13 protein-coding genes and 1 tRNA gene are annotated in these 14,652 nt (G+C 63.6%); 7 read left to right on the top strand and 7 right to left on the bottom strand.

Annotated features, from left to right (window positions below; all coding sequences use genetic code 11):
- Window positions 1-3: 3 nt before the first annotated feature.
- Both OQ968_RS02075 and OQ968_RS02070 read right to left on the bottom strand, forming a co-directional pair.
- Window positions 4-1,095: a M24 family metallopeptidase gene (locus tag OQ968_RS02075; RefSeq protein WP_324674155.1), complete on the bottom strand. Its 1,092-nt coding sequence runs from the start codon at window positions 1,093-1,095 to the stop codon at window positions 4-6.
- A gap of 52 nt (window positions 1,096-1,147) precedes the next feature.
- The gene (locus tag OQ968_RS02070) at window positions 1,148-2,389 is read right to left on the bottom strand and encodes a hypothetical protein (protein ID WP_324674153.1); all 1,242 of its coding nucleotides are present in this window, start codon (window positions 2,387-2,389) and stop codon (window positions 1,148-1,150) included.
- 1,048 nt (window positions 2,390-3,437) lie between these two features.
- On the opposite strand from OQ968_RS02070, the gene OQ968_RS02065 reads away from it, so the two are divergent.
- Window positions 3,438-3,505: transfer RNA gene (locus OQ968_RS02065), tRNA-Arg, on the top strand.
- A 95-nt stretch (window positions 3,506-3,600) separates the two neighbouring features.
- Here the strand turns inward: OQ968_RS02065 and OQ968_RS02060 are convergent.
- Window positions 3,601-4,815, bottom strand: coding sequence for a cytochrome P450 (locus tag OQ968_RS02060; protein ID WP_324674151.1), 1,215 nt, complete (start codon window positions 4,813-4,815; stop codon window positions 3,601-3,603).
- A gap of 184 nt (window positions 4,816-4,999) precedes the next feature.
- Here OQ968_RS02060 and OQ968_RS02055 point away from each other — a divergent pair, with 184 nt between their 5' ends.
- Entirely contained in the window at window positions 5,000-5,554 is a 555-nt protein-coding gene (locus tag OQ968_RS02055) for a helix-turn-helix domain-containing protein (protein WP_324674149.1), read from the top strand.
- Window positions 5,555-5,582: 28 nt separating this feature from the next.
- Here the strand turns inward: OQ968_RS02055 and OQ968_RS24870 are convergent, their stop codons facing one another.
- The 3 genes from OQ968_RS24870 to fdxA form a co-directional block, all read right to left on the bottom strand.
- Window positions 5,583-5,834, bottom strand: a complete 252-nt coding sequence (locus OQ968_RS24870) for a thiolase C-terminal domain-containing protein (RefSeq protein ID WP_420715805.1) — start codon at window positions 5,832-5,834, stop codon at window positions 5,583-5,585.
- Window positions 5,835-6,582: 748 nt separating this feature from the next.
- Window positions 6,583-7,257, bottom strand: a complete 675-nt coding sequence (locus OQ968_RS02045; RefSeq protein WP_324674147.1) for a helix-turn-helix transcriptional regulator — start codon at window positions 7,255-7,257, stop codon at window positions 6,583-6,585.
- On the bottom strand, window positions 7,254-7,607 hold the full coding sequence (gene fdxA / locus OQ968_RS02040; RefSeq protein ID WP_324674145.1) for a ferredoxin: 354 nt from the start codon (window positions 7,605-7,607) through the stop codon (window positions 7,254-7,256). Before fdxA ends, OQ968_RS02045 begins: the two co-directional genes overlap by 4 nt.
- 52 nt (window positions 7,608-7,659) lie before the next feature.
- Here fdxA and OQ968_RS02035 point away from each other — a divergent pair, with 52 nt between their 5' ends.
- The 4 genes from OQ968_RS02035 to OQ968_RS02020 all read left to right on the top strand — a co-directional run bounded on the left by OQ968_RS02035 (window position 7,660) and on the right by OQ968_RS02020 (window position 12,633).
- Window positions 7,660-9,504: a molybdopterin-dependent oxidoreductase gene (locus OQ968_RS02035; protein ID WP_324674143.1), complete on the top strand. Its 1,845-nt coding sequence runs from the start codon at window positions 7,660-7,662 to the stop codon at window positions 9,502-9,504.
- Between the two features lie 125 nt (window positions 9,505-9,629).
- Entirely contained in the window at window positions 9,630-9,998 is a 369-nt protein-coding gene (locus OQ968_RS02030) for a hypothetical protein (protein ID WP_324674142.1), read from the top strand.
- Window positions 9,999-10,106: 108 nt separating this feature from the next.
- Window positions 10,107-11,810 carry a cytochrome c oxidase subunit I gene (gene ctaD / locus OQ968_RS02025; protein WP_324674140.1) on the top strand — a complete coding sequence of 568 codons (1,704 nt, stop codon included), beginning with the start codon at window positions 10,107-10,109 and terminating at the stop codon, window positions 11,808-11,810.
- Window positions 11,811-11,883: 73 nt separating this feature from the next.
- On the top strand, window positions 11,884-12,633 hold the full coding sequence (locus OQ968_RS02020) for a succinate dehydrogenase/fumarate reductase iron-sulfur subunit (protein ID WP_324674138.1): 750 nt from the start codon (window positions 11,884-11,886) through the stop codon (window positions 12,631-12,633).
- A 30-nt stretch (window positions 12,634-12,663) separates the two neighbouring features.
- Here the strand turns inward: OQ968_RS02020 and OQ968_RS02015 are convergent, their stop codons facing one another.
- Window positions 12,664-13,404 carry a helix-turn-helix transcriptional regulator gene (locus tag OQ968_RS02015; RefSeq protein ID WP_324674136.1) on the bottom strand — a complete coding sequence of 247 codons (741 nt, stop codon included), beginning with the start codon at window positions 13,402-13,404 and terminating at the stop codon, window positions 12,664-12,666.
- 156 nt (window positions 13,405-13,560) lie between these two features.
- Between OQ968_RS02015 and OQ968_RS02010 the strand changes: the two genes are divergently transcribed.
- Window positions 13,561-14,541 carry an Acg family FMN-binding oxidoreductase gene (locus tag OQ968_RS02010; protein ID WP_324674134.1) on the top strand — a complete coding sequence of 327 codons (981 nt, stop codon included), beginning with the start codon at window positions 13,561-13,563 and terminating at the stop codon, window positions 14,539-14,541.
- Window positions 14,542-14,652: the final 111 nt, after the last annotated feature.

Below are 14,652 nucleotides of genomic sequence, written 5' to 3'. Positions count from 1 at the left end.
CTATTATGCGCACTCTGGCAGGTCAGTCGGATGAGTCGTCAGTCGCTCAGCGCCGTGCTCGTGAATGAGGTAGGTGTCGGCTCTCATCAAAAAGTTGTACTGCTGATCCGCGACGACTGGATGGAAGATCAGCACCATACCGGCCTGCAACTTCAAGGACGTGCTGCCCACGCGAGGCTCCGCGAGCTCGACCCCGCACAGGTGTCCGATGTCCGATGACCTCATTTCGTGCCCGTGTTCACGCAAATCGGTGGCGATCGCCTGCGATACGCGGGCGAGATCGGCGCCAGGGACGAGCTGCGATTGGGCCGCAGCGCGGGCCTGTACACCAGCCTCAAACCCGGCTCGCATCGCCGGGTTAGCTGGTCCCATCGAGATCACGCTGGTGAGTTGTGAGAAGTATCCGCCGAATTGTGGCGAGACCTCGAGGATGAAGACGTCTCCGGATCTCAGCGTGTGGGTCGGAGGCAACCGGTCGAACTCCGCGTCGGGCAGCGGGATGACTAGGTTGAAGGATCCGTCGCATCCGCGCCGGCGCAGACTGTGTTCGATATCGGCGAGCACCTCGTGGGCGTGTCGGCCACCTCGAACGATGTCGTGCACCTGTGCCCAAGCCTCATCCGCGATGGCGCAGCTCTGCCGGACCAGCGCAATCTCCTCGGCGCTTTTGATCCAGCGCGCTTTCGTCAGTTCGGCGCTGATGTTGACGACGTCATCATGCGACAGGCGTTCCCTTAGGCCGTTGTACCAATGGTGGGGCACCCCTTCGGGACCTGCGATGCCGATGCGTTGAACGTTCTTCCTGCTCAGGCAATCGAGGAGTTCGATACCCGTCCCGATCGTGCGTGTCTCCGCCCAGCTCGTCTTGGAGGCGTAATAGGACATAACCCCGTCGGGGAGCGCGAGGATGTTGGTTCCGTCGCGGAAGATCACGAAGGCGGCACTGTCGATAGGCGGCGCGAACAAGGTCAGATACCGTAGATGCCCATTGGCCTGCGACGTTCCGTACACCAGGACCGCTTCCAGGTCGTGGGTATCCATGAGCTGTGTCAGCGCCGCCCACCGGCGGTCGCGTTCGGTCTGGCTCAGCAGCATGATCTGTGTTCCTCCTGTGCAAGGTCGCCAGGGTGCAGCAGCATGGGTACTCCTAGAAGAAGTGGCCGGGGTTGGTGATGCCCCCAACGCCGAGGAGCACCGTGCCGGCGACTTCTGTCACCCAATCGGAGTCGAGGGTGAAGTGACCCAGGATCATGTCGACGTCGCGCTTGTAGTGCTGGGTCAGATCGTTCGTCTTGTAAATGCTCGAGCCGGAACCTTCAATGACGGTGCAGACGGCGCTTCGGGCCGTCTGCGCGCAGTTGAGTAGCTCGAGTTTGAGAGCAACACGTTCCTGGTCGCTGAGCTGGCGGCCGGACGCGTCGGCTTGGATGATGGTATCCGTCGCGTGGTCGAGAAGTATGTCGGCGGTCTGAACTTCCCCCGCTGCCTTGCCAAACCGAGCTCGGCAGCTCGACATGTCGATTTGCGGTCCTGAAGCGAACGGCAGCCTACGCACTGCCAGGCGGTCCCGATAACCCTCAAGCACGGCCCGAGCCGCGCCCGCCAGCACGGACGGAAAGATCAGGCCGAATATATCGCGAAAGTCGTATCGGGTCAGCGGCTCAGCGTGCACCTCGGCTCCGGGATTGTCCGCAGAACCCCAGAGCTCGAAGTCGATGGTCATATCGGAGGGGACGAAGACATCCTCGACCGATACGTCGTTGCTCCCGGTGCCGCGCATACCTGCGGTGTGCCACGTGTCGTGAACCGTGACCTCGTCGCGCGGAAGGAGCAACCACATCGGGCGGCGCTGCTCCTCCGTCATCCCGGTGCAGGCGAACCAGTCCGAATGCATGATCGCTGACGAATACGGCCAACGGCCCGTTAGCCGATAACCGCCGCCGACACCTATCGCGCGTCCCGGCGGGTTGGCCACTGCCGCCGCCAAGGCGACAGGGCCATTGGCGAAGACAACCTCCTGGGCAGCCATGGGGAAGCGAGACAGCAGCCAGTGGTGGCTAATAAGGAACGACAGCGTCCAAGCGGCCGAAGGATCTCCCTCCGCCAGCGCCTTCGTTACTGCGACGAAGTCACGCAGGCTGCCGCCCTGACCGCCCCATCGCCTTGGCGATAACAGTTCGAACAGTCGGGCGCGTCGTGCGTCTTCGATCGTCTCGTCCGGCAGGCGACGGAGTCGTTCTGCGTCGGCCGCGCGGGCCCGGAGAGCAGGAATCAGTTGTCGTGCACTCTCTAAGGGGGCCTCGCTGGTCAGCGTGGGTAATTCCGACAAGCTAACTCCCAACGGGCCGCGCAGCGCCCGTTCCCGTTCGCCACTAACCGAAGTGTTCACTGCGAATCGTAGTCTCGCTGATTGCACCCCGTCAACCCCTGCGTGCAGCGGCGATGCCGACGGCGCTGCGGTGCGGGCACGACCCTCGACGGCGACTGCCGTGACGAGTGAGGGACATGCGTGAGGCCGTCGCACAGGTCCGCGGCCGGCTCGACCGTGGCCGAGGATCCGCTTCCCCCAGCGTCAACTATGCGCCACGGACCCTATGCCGACATGACCTGCGGCCAGATCAGCGCGGGCGGTGGAATTTAGCGGCTTCACTACGATCCTCCAGCCCGCGGGCTTGGAAGTACTTGCGGCTCTGGTTAGTGACAGAGAAATGAATGCTAAGGAGAGCGCAGCGGGACACGCAGCGGATCAACTCGTCCGAGCCGCCGGTCCCCGCCTATCGATGTTTGCCCACCTGGCGCCGTGGCCACGATGGACCAATTGACTTGGTCCAACGCTTGCGGCGTGCCCGAAACCCTACGAGATGCTTAACATTGAGGGTCCTCTGTGTTATGCCGTGCTGCGGAAGGTCAGTGCCTCACTCGACCATTTGCTCTCTGCCGCAATGGAATTTGTGATCTCGATAGCCGCTCCATAGCCCAAGTCGAGCTCAACCGTATACCGGAACTGACGTTGAGCTGGCCAAATGCCTATCTGGCCGGCTGGTACTGAGCCAGCGAGGCACTCGGATTTCACTACTAGGCAGAGGCGCATCGCGCCTCACGATGCCGACCTCAGCGGCCGCCCAAAATCTTGCAGCCGGTACCGACAGCGGTGCCGGTTAGGGCACTCCGCCCCCTCCGACCGGTCGAGAAATCAATCATGGGTAACTACTGGTATCCATCGGGGTGCGGCATGTCGGCGCCGCGTCCGAAAGGTGCTGCAAAAGCACAGCCCGGTTAATCGCCTCGCGGTCAGACCGGACCTCGCCACCGAGGAACTCCAGAACGGATGGCCATCGCCTTCCCATGGTCGGTCCTTGGTCGGTGAATTCGCGACACGCCGTGGTACGAGATGGCGACCGATGGCGTTAAATTGCCAGCTCATAACGGCTTTTGGGGCCGCGACCGGGAGAGGTTGCAGGCTCTCCTAAAGCCGGTGTCGCAGGTTCGAATCCTGCCGGGGGCACTGTGGGGCACTGTGGGCACTGTGCGCACTGTGCGCACTGTGCGCACTGTGCGCACTGTGCGCTCAAGGATAGCGGCGCCATCGGCTGAGGGCCGCTAACGGGCGGCCAACTCGAGGCGCTCCCGTCGCCGGACCAGGATGCTGGGCAACCATTCTCCGACGTCGATCGCGTCCACCCACGTGGTGCGCTCGAGCAGCATCCCCAACACGATTCGGGCCTCCAGGCGGGCCAAGGCGGCTCCCAGGCAGAAGTGCACTCCCCTACCGAAGGTCAGATGCCCCTTCCCGGTGCTGCGGTCGAGACGAAATTCGTTTGGCGACTCGAAATGCTCGGGATCGCGGTTGGCCGCTCCCCACAGCAGAAGCAGATGAGCATTCCCCGGCACCTCCACCCCGCCGAGTGTGGTGTCGCGCCACACATGGCGGTAGTGGCCACGGAACGGCGGCTCATAACGCAGCGATTCTTCGATGAAAGCGCTTAGTAATTCCGGACTTTCGCGGAGTCGCTGTTGGACTTCGGGGCGGTCAGTGAGAATCCATGCCGCGCTGCCCAACAGCGACGCGGTCGACTCGCCGGCGGCACTGAACAGCGTGAGCATGATGCCCATCGCCACGGCCTGGTCCACTTCGCCGCAGGCGTAGCGGGCGGCCATGTCCGGTATCAGCCCGGATTTGTCTGCGGTATCGGCCTTCTCGAAATGCTCCATGACGTACGCGGACAGTTCGAACGCGGCAGCCCCGGCCTCCGCGAGCTGCGCCTCGGTGACAACGCCGTCGAGCAGGGTGGTTGTGGCGTAACCCAGGCGGATCAGTTTGTCGACATCGGCATGGGGCAGGCCCAGCAATTTGGCGACCACCATCATCGGGAGCCGGTTCGCCATCGCACCCATCCACTCGATGCGCCCGTGGTGCAGGTTCTCCTCCCATAGGCGCTCGGCGGTGTGAGCGGCGAACTCCTCGATGATCCGCACCCTCCGTGCGGACAGATGCGGGAGCAAGATCTTGCGGTGCAGCGCGTGCGCCGGATCATCGGCAGTGGCCAGGGCGTGAGCGGGGCTTCCCGCCTCCATCATCGGGAACGCCGCGACGCTGCCGTCCTCGCGGAAAACCATTGTTGCCGTGAGGTTGGACGAGAAGTCCTCGACCCGAGTGACGGCGTCGATCAGCGCGTCCCAGCCACACACGGCATAGAAGTCGGAATCAGCGATGCGGTGCACCGGAGCCATGGCGCGCATCCGGTCATACATCGGATACGGATCCTGTAATGCCTCGGCACCGAAGAAATCGACCGGATCGCTCAAGACCGCCATAGACCCAGGCTGAATGTGACCATCGGCGCGGTCAATAGGGCGAGAAAAGGTTGATAAGCCCCACGTCGCGCCGTCAGCGCACCCGAAACCTCTTGCTTTCAGGACCAGCGCGTTAGCCTGAGAATAGTTGCTGATAATTCTCACCTTGAGGGAAGCGTCTGTTGGCTGTACCCGGAGGGGTTGCATGGCACAAACCGACTGGCTGGTGGGCCGGGATCGCCGCAGCGCAGCCGCCGAACGGATTTATGCGGCGGCCGCCGATCTCATCTCGCACGTCGGCTACGACGAATTCACCATCGAGAGCCTGGCCGAAACGGTCCACTGCTCACCGGCGACGATCTACCGGCACGCCGGCGGAAAGGCGGCCATCCGGGACGCGGTGGTTGGCCTCCAGGCATCCCGGATCGTCGATACGGTGCGCGAGGCCATCAAAGACCTGACCGGCCGCGAACGGGTGGTGACGGCCACCATCCTGGCTCTGCAACGCATGCGCACTGATCCATTGGCTCAGCTCATGCAGACGGCACCAGCGGTGCCGCGCAGCGAGTGGCTCACGAACTCGCCCGTTGTCAGCGCACTCGCGTATGAAATGCTCGGCCCGGACAACGCGAACCCACTTGCCGCCCAATGGCTTATCCGGGCGTTTCTGGCGCTGTGGTGCTGGCCGCTGAAGGACCCCGCCGACGAACGCGCCATCGTCGAACGCTTCCTCGGCCCGTCTTACCCCAACACCGTGTGAGCGCCGAATCACCGACCCGGCACGGCCATCACGCAGGACCCGCCGCCGCCCATCGCCTGCGCCAGCCGACGCGAGGATCGGCAACTTGCCGCGAATCCGCTTCTCCGCGAAGCTGACCCACCACCTCGGCGACCTGGGCCAGTCCGGTCGCACCGAACGCGTGACCGCGAGCAAGGCAGCCGCCGTCGGGTGTTGGTTGGCAGCCTGCCTTTGGATCCCAGGCCGCCTGTCTGGGCAAGCTCGGCCACCTCTCGACGTCGATAGGGTGGGGATTGGTCATCGATCGGGCTACGACACGCCCGATCAGCGCGGATATCCGCAGGTCCTGTTACACCAAGTCCCTGGACGCGGCTGGCCTCGATAGCGAAAGAAATGGAATCTCGGCCATGCCCGGCGTCCAACGCTGCCTCTGGCTATTCAAGCCTTTCCGGCCGAAAAGCTTGTCGGCAATCGCAATGACATAACAGTATGTAGATGGGGTAATGGACCTATAGGAGAAACCAATGGCCCCAGACGGTCTGAGCAGTCTCATGGGTGTGTGCGCCGCGTCGCTCGCTGTCGCACTGTCGCTTCCCGCAATTGCCTCCGCCGACCCTCCGTCCTGGAACGGCGAGTACGCGATCACGTTCATCGTTGGTCCAAAGGATGGGACTAGCGTGGCTGCGAGTCAGCCTGAGAGCCAGTACACCGATACCTATGGGTTCCGGTCGAGCTGTACGAGCGGAAAGTGCATCGCCACGATCATTAGCGGCCCTCCGCCGAGGAACCCGACGGTTCCGCAACCGGTTCAATTCACCTGGGATGGGTCGTCCTGGACACAAGTCAGCGATTTCCAATGGGACTGCATGATGCCCGATACCACGATCCAATGGAGTCCGGCCCGAGGCGAAACCCGCTACACACCTCAGCCAGACGGGTCGCTTTCCGGCACCATGCACACCGAGATCCTGAGCGGCCCATGCCAGGGCACGCTTGACATCAATATGACGGCCGTGCGCGTGTGAAAGCACGTTGGTACGGCCCGGTGTTCATGTGGTGGCTCGTTCCGGCCTGAGGTGGGCCAGACACAGATCCGGTTCGGCGAATGCGTCGAGTCGGTCCACGGCGAGCGATGCCTGCCAACTTTCCAGGGCTCCCTGCATGAGCCCCAGGTGGATCGGGCAGACGACATCGGTTCTGGCCTCGGCGATTTCGAGAAAAGGGCAGTGCCGCAGACCGACCCGTTGCTCCCCGCCGGATTCGCGGCGCTCCGGGGCGAACCCAAGTTCGTCGAGGACCCCGACGAGGTGGTCGACCGATTCCGCGGCACCCATCGCCATTCCTTGCGGCACCGGCGATTCCAGCCGCCGTCCCCACGCACGGCCCGCGGCGAGCGACGTGGCACCCGGATCCCGGCCGGCGGCGACAGTCATCGCGAGAATCTCGGCGAGCAGCCGATAACGGCGGGGTCCGCCGGCATCCATCTGGCGGATCGCCCGGAACAGCAACGGCGGGCGCCCCGGCCGTTTGCGGTGCGGCTCGACATGCTCGACGCGGCCGTGGTTGACCAACGTGTCCAGGTGGAAGCGCACGGTGTTGGGATGCACGCCCAGCACCTCGGCGATCGCGGTGATGCTCATCGGGCTGCGGGCCGCCACGAGTACCCGCAGCACATCGCGACGGCGACCGGACGGTTCGTCGGATGGCCTGCCGATAGCGCTCACGCTCCGTGAGAATCCTGCTTGGGCAGGCCGGCCACCAGCGGTGTGTCGACGCCGAGCGCGCCCATCTTGGTCGCGCCGCCCGGTGACCCCAGGGGCTCGTCGCGACCGGGCAGGGTTTCGAAGAAGAACGCTGCATTGTCCGCTAGATAGGGATGCAACTCTTCGGGCAAGTCGTCCTCGTAGTAGATCGCCTCGACGGGGCAGACCGGTTCGCACGCCCCGCAGTCCACGCATTCGTCGGGATGGATGTAGAGCGCCCGGCCGCCCTCGTAGATGCAGTCCACCGGGCACTCCTCCACGCAGGCCCGGTCCATTACGTCAACGCATGGCTTCCCGATCACATACGCCATGGCGTAAAGTTTACACAAGGAGGTTTGTACAAACTGGAAAAGCGTGAGCCGGATGCCTGACAGCGAACCCGACGTTCAGCAGTCCCAGGACGAAAACCGCGGCAACGCCGTGGCCACTGCTGCGCATGACGACGAAAAGCCCGAGCCAAACGACGATGCCCGCAACGGGCACCAGGCCGCGGGGTATCGCACGGAGCTGAACCTCGCCGAGAACATCGTCAACCCCGAGACCTGGGCCGGCGGGATGGAAGACACGCGTGCGATCGCGCCGCGACTGCGCGTCGGCCGCGACAAGTGGTTCAACCTGCTGTGGTTGATTCCGATTGGGTTCGCGCTGCTGGTCGCGGGAGTGGCAATCGGCAAAACCCTGTATAACATGCCGGCCGTACACGCGTTCATTCAGCAATATCCCGGCACCCATGTGCCTTCCGGGGCCAGCCCTGGCGTCCCCGCCTGGGTGAACTGGACACACTTTTTCAACCTGTTCCTGATGACGTTCATCATCCGCTCGGGGCTTCAAATCCTCGTCGACCATCCGCGGCTTTATTTCAGCCGCAACGCCACCCCGGGCAAGGACGAGTGGCTGCGCGTGGCTAAACCAGTGCCAGACGATCCGTTCTATACGGCCAAAGACGATTCGGTTGGGCTGCCCCGTCAGTTGGGATTGCCGGGGATTCGGCATTCTATTGGGCTGGCTCGGTGGTGGCACCTCGGAGTCGACGTCTTGTGGCTCCTCAACGGCGCGGTCTTCTACGCGCTGCTGTTCACCACCGGCCAGTGGCGCCACATCGTGCCGACCAGTTGGGAGGTCTTCCCCAACGCGGCATCCGTGGCAATCCAATACCTGTCCCTGAACTGGCCGACCGACCACACCTGGGTGGCCTACAACTCCCTGCAGCTGCTGTCCTACTTCACCACCGTCTTCATCGCCGCACCGCTGGCCGTCATCAGCGGGCTTGGCATGTCACCCGCGCTGTCGATGCGTCTCACTGTGATCAGTAAGCGGTTCAACATCCAGGCCGCACGCTCGCTGCATTTCCTGGTGATGGTGTATTTCCTGTTCTTCATCGTCGTCCACGTCACGATGGTCTTCACCACCAAGGCGGCGCGCAACCTCAACCACATGTTCGCCGCCCGCGACAACAACAGCTGGGTCGGTTTCGCGGTCTTCGCCGCGGCCATGGTGGTGGTGGCCGTCGGTTGGGTAGCCGCCACCCCGTTCACCTTTCGCCATCCCCGCGTGGTGCAACGGGTCGGGTATGCGCTCATCGGGCCGCTGCAGCGGCTGTTCGAGTACGCCAACCCGAAGCCGGGCGCGTTCACCGAAAAGGACATCTCGCCCTACTTCTGGCTCAACGGCACCTACCCGGAGACCGTCGAGTACAAGGAGCTGGAGAAGAACGACTTCGTGGATTGGCGGCTACGGGTCTACGGTCTGGTCGAGCACCCGACCGAGTTCTCGCTGACCGACCTGCACGACCTGCCGTACCACGAACAGATCACCCAGCATTTCTGCATCCAGGGCTGGTCGGGTGTCGCCAAGTGGGGTGGTGTGTCGATGCAGACGATCATGGACATCGTCAAACCGCTGCCCGAGGCCAAGTGGGCGGTGTTCTACTCGCTAGCTCCCGGCTCCGACGGCGGAATCTATTACGTGGCGCACCCGATCGAGCAGATGAGCCACCATCTGACCATGCTGGCCTACGACATGAACGGCGAACCGCTGAACTACGGCCACGGGGCGCCGCTGCGGCTGCGCAACGAATTGCAGCACGGCTTCCGGCATGTTAAGTGGCTCAAGGGGATTGAGTTCGTCGCGCACTACTCCGAGCTGGGTAGCGGTCACGGCGGCTACAACGAAGACCACGAATTCTTCGGGCGCCACCAAACCATCTGATGCCCGCCGAACGACGGCTACCCATGGGGCATAGGGACAGTCTTCCCAAAAGCGCACCGATGAGCTAGAGTTTACACAATTGCTATTGTAAAAACTCCACAAACCCCGGGGAGGTGCGCAACCCCATGGCCGACAACCAGCTCGACAAACTCACCGCCGCCCCGCTGCCCCGTATTCCGACGGAAACCAACGTGGATTCGGGCGTACCCGGAGTGGAGTGGAACCTGGACTCGAATGTGGTCGTGCTGGCACCCGACGGCGGAATCGATACGCACACCGGCGCGGACGTCGACGTCTTGATCCACGTGCTGTCCGGCAGCGGCCGGCTGATCACCGAGCAGGGCGCCATCGAACTTGCACCCGGCTCCTTCGCGTGGCTACCACGACGATCACAGCTGCAGTTCACCGCCGGTCCGAGCGGACTGCGCTATCTGACCGTTCAGCAAAAGCGTGAAATCCTGCCCGTCACACCCACCGCGCGCTACGCCGTCTGATGGCCAACATCGTGCTGCATCACACCTCCCGGAGACACCGCAGAAGGTTGATTCCGCGGTGCGGAGGTGGAAGGCGGCCGATCTAAAGCACCCGCAGTAGGAGGCTCGATGGCGACGGGAATGGCCCAGCGAGAATTGGTGGCGCACCGCCCCTTTCCCGCCCGGCTGGCGCCCAAGGGCAACCTGATCTACAAGCTGATAACGACGACCGACCACAAGCTGATCGGCGTCATGTACATGGTCGCCTGCTTCACGTTCTTCTTCATCGGCGGGTTGCTGGCGTTGCTGATGCGCGCCGAACTCGCCGCCCCCGGCTTGCAATTTCTATCGAACGAGCAGTACAACCAGCTGTTCACCATGCACGGCACGATCATGCTGCTGTTCTACGCCACACCGATCGTGTTTGGGTTCGCAAATCTGGTGTTGCCGCTGCAGATCGGGGCGCCCGACGTCGCGTTCCCCCGGCTCAACGCCCTGTCGTTTTGGTTGTTCGTATTCGGCGCGCTGATCGCCATCGCCGGGTTCATCACCCCGGGCGGGGCCGCCGATTTCGGATGGACCGCCTACGCGCCGCTGTCTGAGGCTGCGCACAGCCCGGGCGCGGGCGCTGACCTGTGGATAGTGGGTTTGATCGTCGGAGGTCTGGGCACCATCCTCGGCGGGGTCAACATGATCACCACGGTGGTCTGCATGCGCGCGCCGGGAATGACGATGTTCCGGATGCCGATCTTCACCTGGAACGTCTTGATTACCAGCATCATGGTGCTGATGGTCTTTCCGCTGCTGACCGCGGCGTTGTTCGGGCTGGCCGCCGACCGGCACCTGGGCGCCCACATCTACGACCCGGCCAACGGCGGGGCGATCCTGTGGCAGCACCTGTTCTGGTTCTTCGGCCACCCCGAGGTTTACATCGTCGCTTTGCCGTTCTTCGGCATCATCACCGAAGTCATCCCGGTGTTTTCCCGCAAACCGGTCTTCGGCTACACCACGATGGTCTACGCCACCATGACCATCGCCGGCCTGTCGACGGCCGTGTGGGCGCACCACATGTTCGCCACCGGAGCGGTTCTGCTGCCGTTCTTTTCGTTCATGAGCTATCTGATCGCGATCCCGACCGGGATCAAGTTTTTCAATTGGATCGGCACGATGTGGAAGGGTCAGTTGACCTTTGAGACGCCCATGCTGTTTTCGGTCGGCTTCGCGGTCACCTTCTTGATGGGTGGCCTCTCCGGTGTGCTGCTGGCCAGCCCGCCGCTGAACTTCCACGTCACCGACACCTATTTCGTGGTCGCGCACTTCCACTACGTACTGTTCGGCACCATCGTGTTCTCCACCTTTGCCGGGGTGTACTTCTGGTTCCCGAAGATGACCGGCCGGCTGCTGGACGAGCGGCTGGGCAAGCTGCACTTCTGGCTGACCCTGATCGGTTTTCACACAACCTTTTTGGTGCAGCACTGGCTGGGCAATAGGGGTATGCCTCGCCGGTATGCCGACTACCTGCCCACCGACGGCTTTCAGCTGCTAAACATTGTCTCCACCGTCGGGGCGATAATTCTGGGCGTGTCGATGCTGCCGTTCATCTGGAATGTGTTCAAGAGTTGGCGCTACGGCGAACCGGTCACCGTCGATGACCCATGGGGATTCGGCAACTCGCTGGAGTGGGCAACCAGTTGCCCGCCGCCGCGGCACAATTTCACCGAACTGCCCCGCATCCGCTCCGAGCGGCCCGCCTTCGAACTGCACTACCCACACATGGTCGAACGGATGCGTAACGAGCAGCATATCGGGCGTACCGTCCATGACAGATCTTGATGTGCTCCGCTGGCCAGCGATGCCGTGGGCAATCTGAGATGCATTGGCTAGCAGGCCAGAACGGAGACGCCAAATGACGTACACCGCGAGCATGCGGGTGTGGCGTGGCGACCGTGACGGCGGCGCGCTGCAGGACTTCACGGTTGAGGTCAACGAGGGCGAGGTGGTGCTCGACGTCATCCACCGGTTGCAGGCCACCCAAGTCCCGGATCTCGCGGTGCGATGGAACTGCAAGGCGGGCAAATGCGGATCCTGCTCGGCGGAGATCAACGGCTACCCGTTGCTGATGTGCATGACCCGGATGTCGACCTTCGCCGAGGACGAGGCCGTCAGCGTCACCCCGATGCGAACATTCCCGGTGATCCGCGATCTGGTCACCGATGTCTCGTTCAATTACGAGAAGGCGCGCGAGATTCCGTCCTTCACACCGCCGAAAGGGCTACAGCCGGGGGAATACCGGATGGCGCAAGTCGACGTCGAGCGCTCGCAGGAGTTCCGCAAGTGCATCGAATGCTTCCTGTGCCAAGACGTCTGCCACGTGATCCGCGACCACGAAGACAACAAGAAGGCCTACGCCGGACCACGCATCTTCATCCGCGTTGCCGAACTGGAGATGCATCCACTCGACACCGCGGATCGGCGAGACCTCGCCCAGGACCAGGCGGGCCTGGGCCTGTGCAACATCACCAAGTGCTGCACCGAGGTCTGCCCGGAACACATCAAGATCACCGACAACGCCATCATCCCGCTGAAGGAACGCGTTGCCGGCCGCAGGTACGACCCGGCAGTCTGGCTGGGGCGCAAGGTCTTCCGCCGGCGATGAGCCACGGGCGTGCCGTGCGGCGTATCCAGCTCAGTTATGCGCCTTCACCCTGACAAGGCATAGTTCGGGCTCGACGAAGGGCTCCAGCTCTGCCCGCATCACCGGCCGCGAATCACCCTCGGTCACTGCCGAATTGGCGAGGAGCCCTTGCAGCAGCCCCTGGTGCAGGGCGCACCCTACCTCTGGGTGGGCCCGAGCCAGTTCCCGGACCGGGCAGCTGTGCAAGCGAATGGTCCGCTGGTTGGCGGTCCTCGACATCGCGTCGGGGGCCAGCGCGGGACCGAAACCCATCCGGGCGAACACCGTCGCGACCGTCGCTACTTGCTCCTCAAGGGTCTCCCCCGCTCCCGCAGCGTTCGGAAAACGTTGCCCCTCAGCACCGTCGCCTCCCGCCTCGGCGGTGATCCGCTCGGCCCACCGTCGGCCGGCGGCCTCGGCGCGGCGGCGTCGCTTGGCGTTGGTGTCGCCGAGTTCCAGCGCCAGAATCTCGGCCAGGACCCGATAGTTCAGCCGCTCGCGCACGGCGAGGTAGCCGGTGCGCGGACGGCCGATGCCGGCCCGTGAGATCCGGGTGCGCTCGACGACCCCTTCGCTGCACAACGCGTCAAGGTGAAACCGCACCGTGGTCGTGTGCAGCCCCAGCCGCGTAGCGAGCTCGGCTGCATCGACCGGCTCGTCGTGCGCGCGCACCAGGTCGAGGACTCGTTGGCGCTGCCGGTTGCGGCCCGTGCGGCGCGGTCGTCCGCTCTGGTGCTCGGCTTGGTCGTCCACCCCAGGCGTCCTCTCGTCCGGTTGCCCTGCCTCTATTTAGAGGATATTATTCATTAATAATAGCACCGGACGCCAGAGCCGAATCGTAGCCGACGAGGGCGTGACCACATCGGCTCGCAAGAGGCCCGGGGCGGAAGAGAAGACCGGAGGCGGGCGGTGTTGGATACCAGTGTGGAAACCACGGTCATCGAGAATGCGGTCCGATTGGCGTGCCGAGCCCCATCGCTGCACAACACTCAACCGTGGCGGTGGGTGGCCGAGGCCGGCCGGTTAGACCTGTTTCTCGATTCGAGCCGTGTGCTGCGCGCGGATCGATCGATGCGGGAAGCCCATATCAGCTGTGGCGCGGCACTCGATCACCTGCGAGTGGCGATGGAGGCCGCGGGGTGGAGGGCCGATGTCGACCGATTCCCCGACCCGGAAACCCCCGAGCACCTGGCCACGACGGAGTTCACGCCTATCGACCGGGTGACCGACGACCACCGTCGCCGCGCCGACGCGATTCTGAAACGTCGCACCGATCGGCTTCCGTTCCTCGACCCGACCGACTGGGAAGCGTTCGAGCCGCTGCTACGCAGCAGGGTTGGCGCGGACACGGTGCGCCTGGACGTATTGCACGACGAGATTCGTTCCCGCCTTGCCGAAGCGGCCGAGCTCACCGAATCGCTGCGCCGGTACGACTCCGCGTATCATTCCGAACTCGATTGGTGGACAGGGTCTTTCGAGGTGTCGGAGGGAATTCCGTACAGTTCGCTGGTTTCGGCCGACGAGTCTGGCCGGGTAGGCGTCAATCGAGCATTTCCCCCTGTCCGCAACACGCAAAGGCGCACCGGGGTCGGACCCGATTACTCGAAGGTCCTGATGCTGTCCACCGAAGACGACAGCCGCGGCGACGCTTTACGGTGCGGCGAGGCCCTGTCGACCGTCCTGCTGGAATGCACGATGGCGGGCCTGTCTACCTGCCCGGTGACACACTTGACGGAGTTGTCGGTCAGCCGCGAACTCCTCGCGGCGCTCACGGATCACACCGATCTACCCCAGGTCCTGATCCGGGTCGGCAACGCACCCGCGCTGGAGGCGGTGCCACCGCCCACCCCGCGACGACCGCTTGCCGACGTGTTGCAACTGAAGAGTTGAGCGGGAATGCCACGATGCGTGCTCGACACCGGCATCGAAGGTTCCGCGTGGAGTGTGTGATCGTCAATCCACTTGTCTGACTATGCTTTACAACCGCTTCGAGGTGAATGT

This window comes from Mycobacterium sp. 663a-19 (assembly GCF_035616495.1).
Classification (GTDB): domain Bacteria; phylum Actinomycetota; class Actinomycetes; order Mycobacteriales; family Mycobacteriaceae; genus Mycobacterium.
The sequence above is the reverse complement of the archived record's forward strand: the minus strand, read 5'-3'. Positions and strand labels throughout refer to the sequence as shown.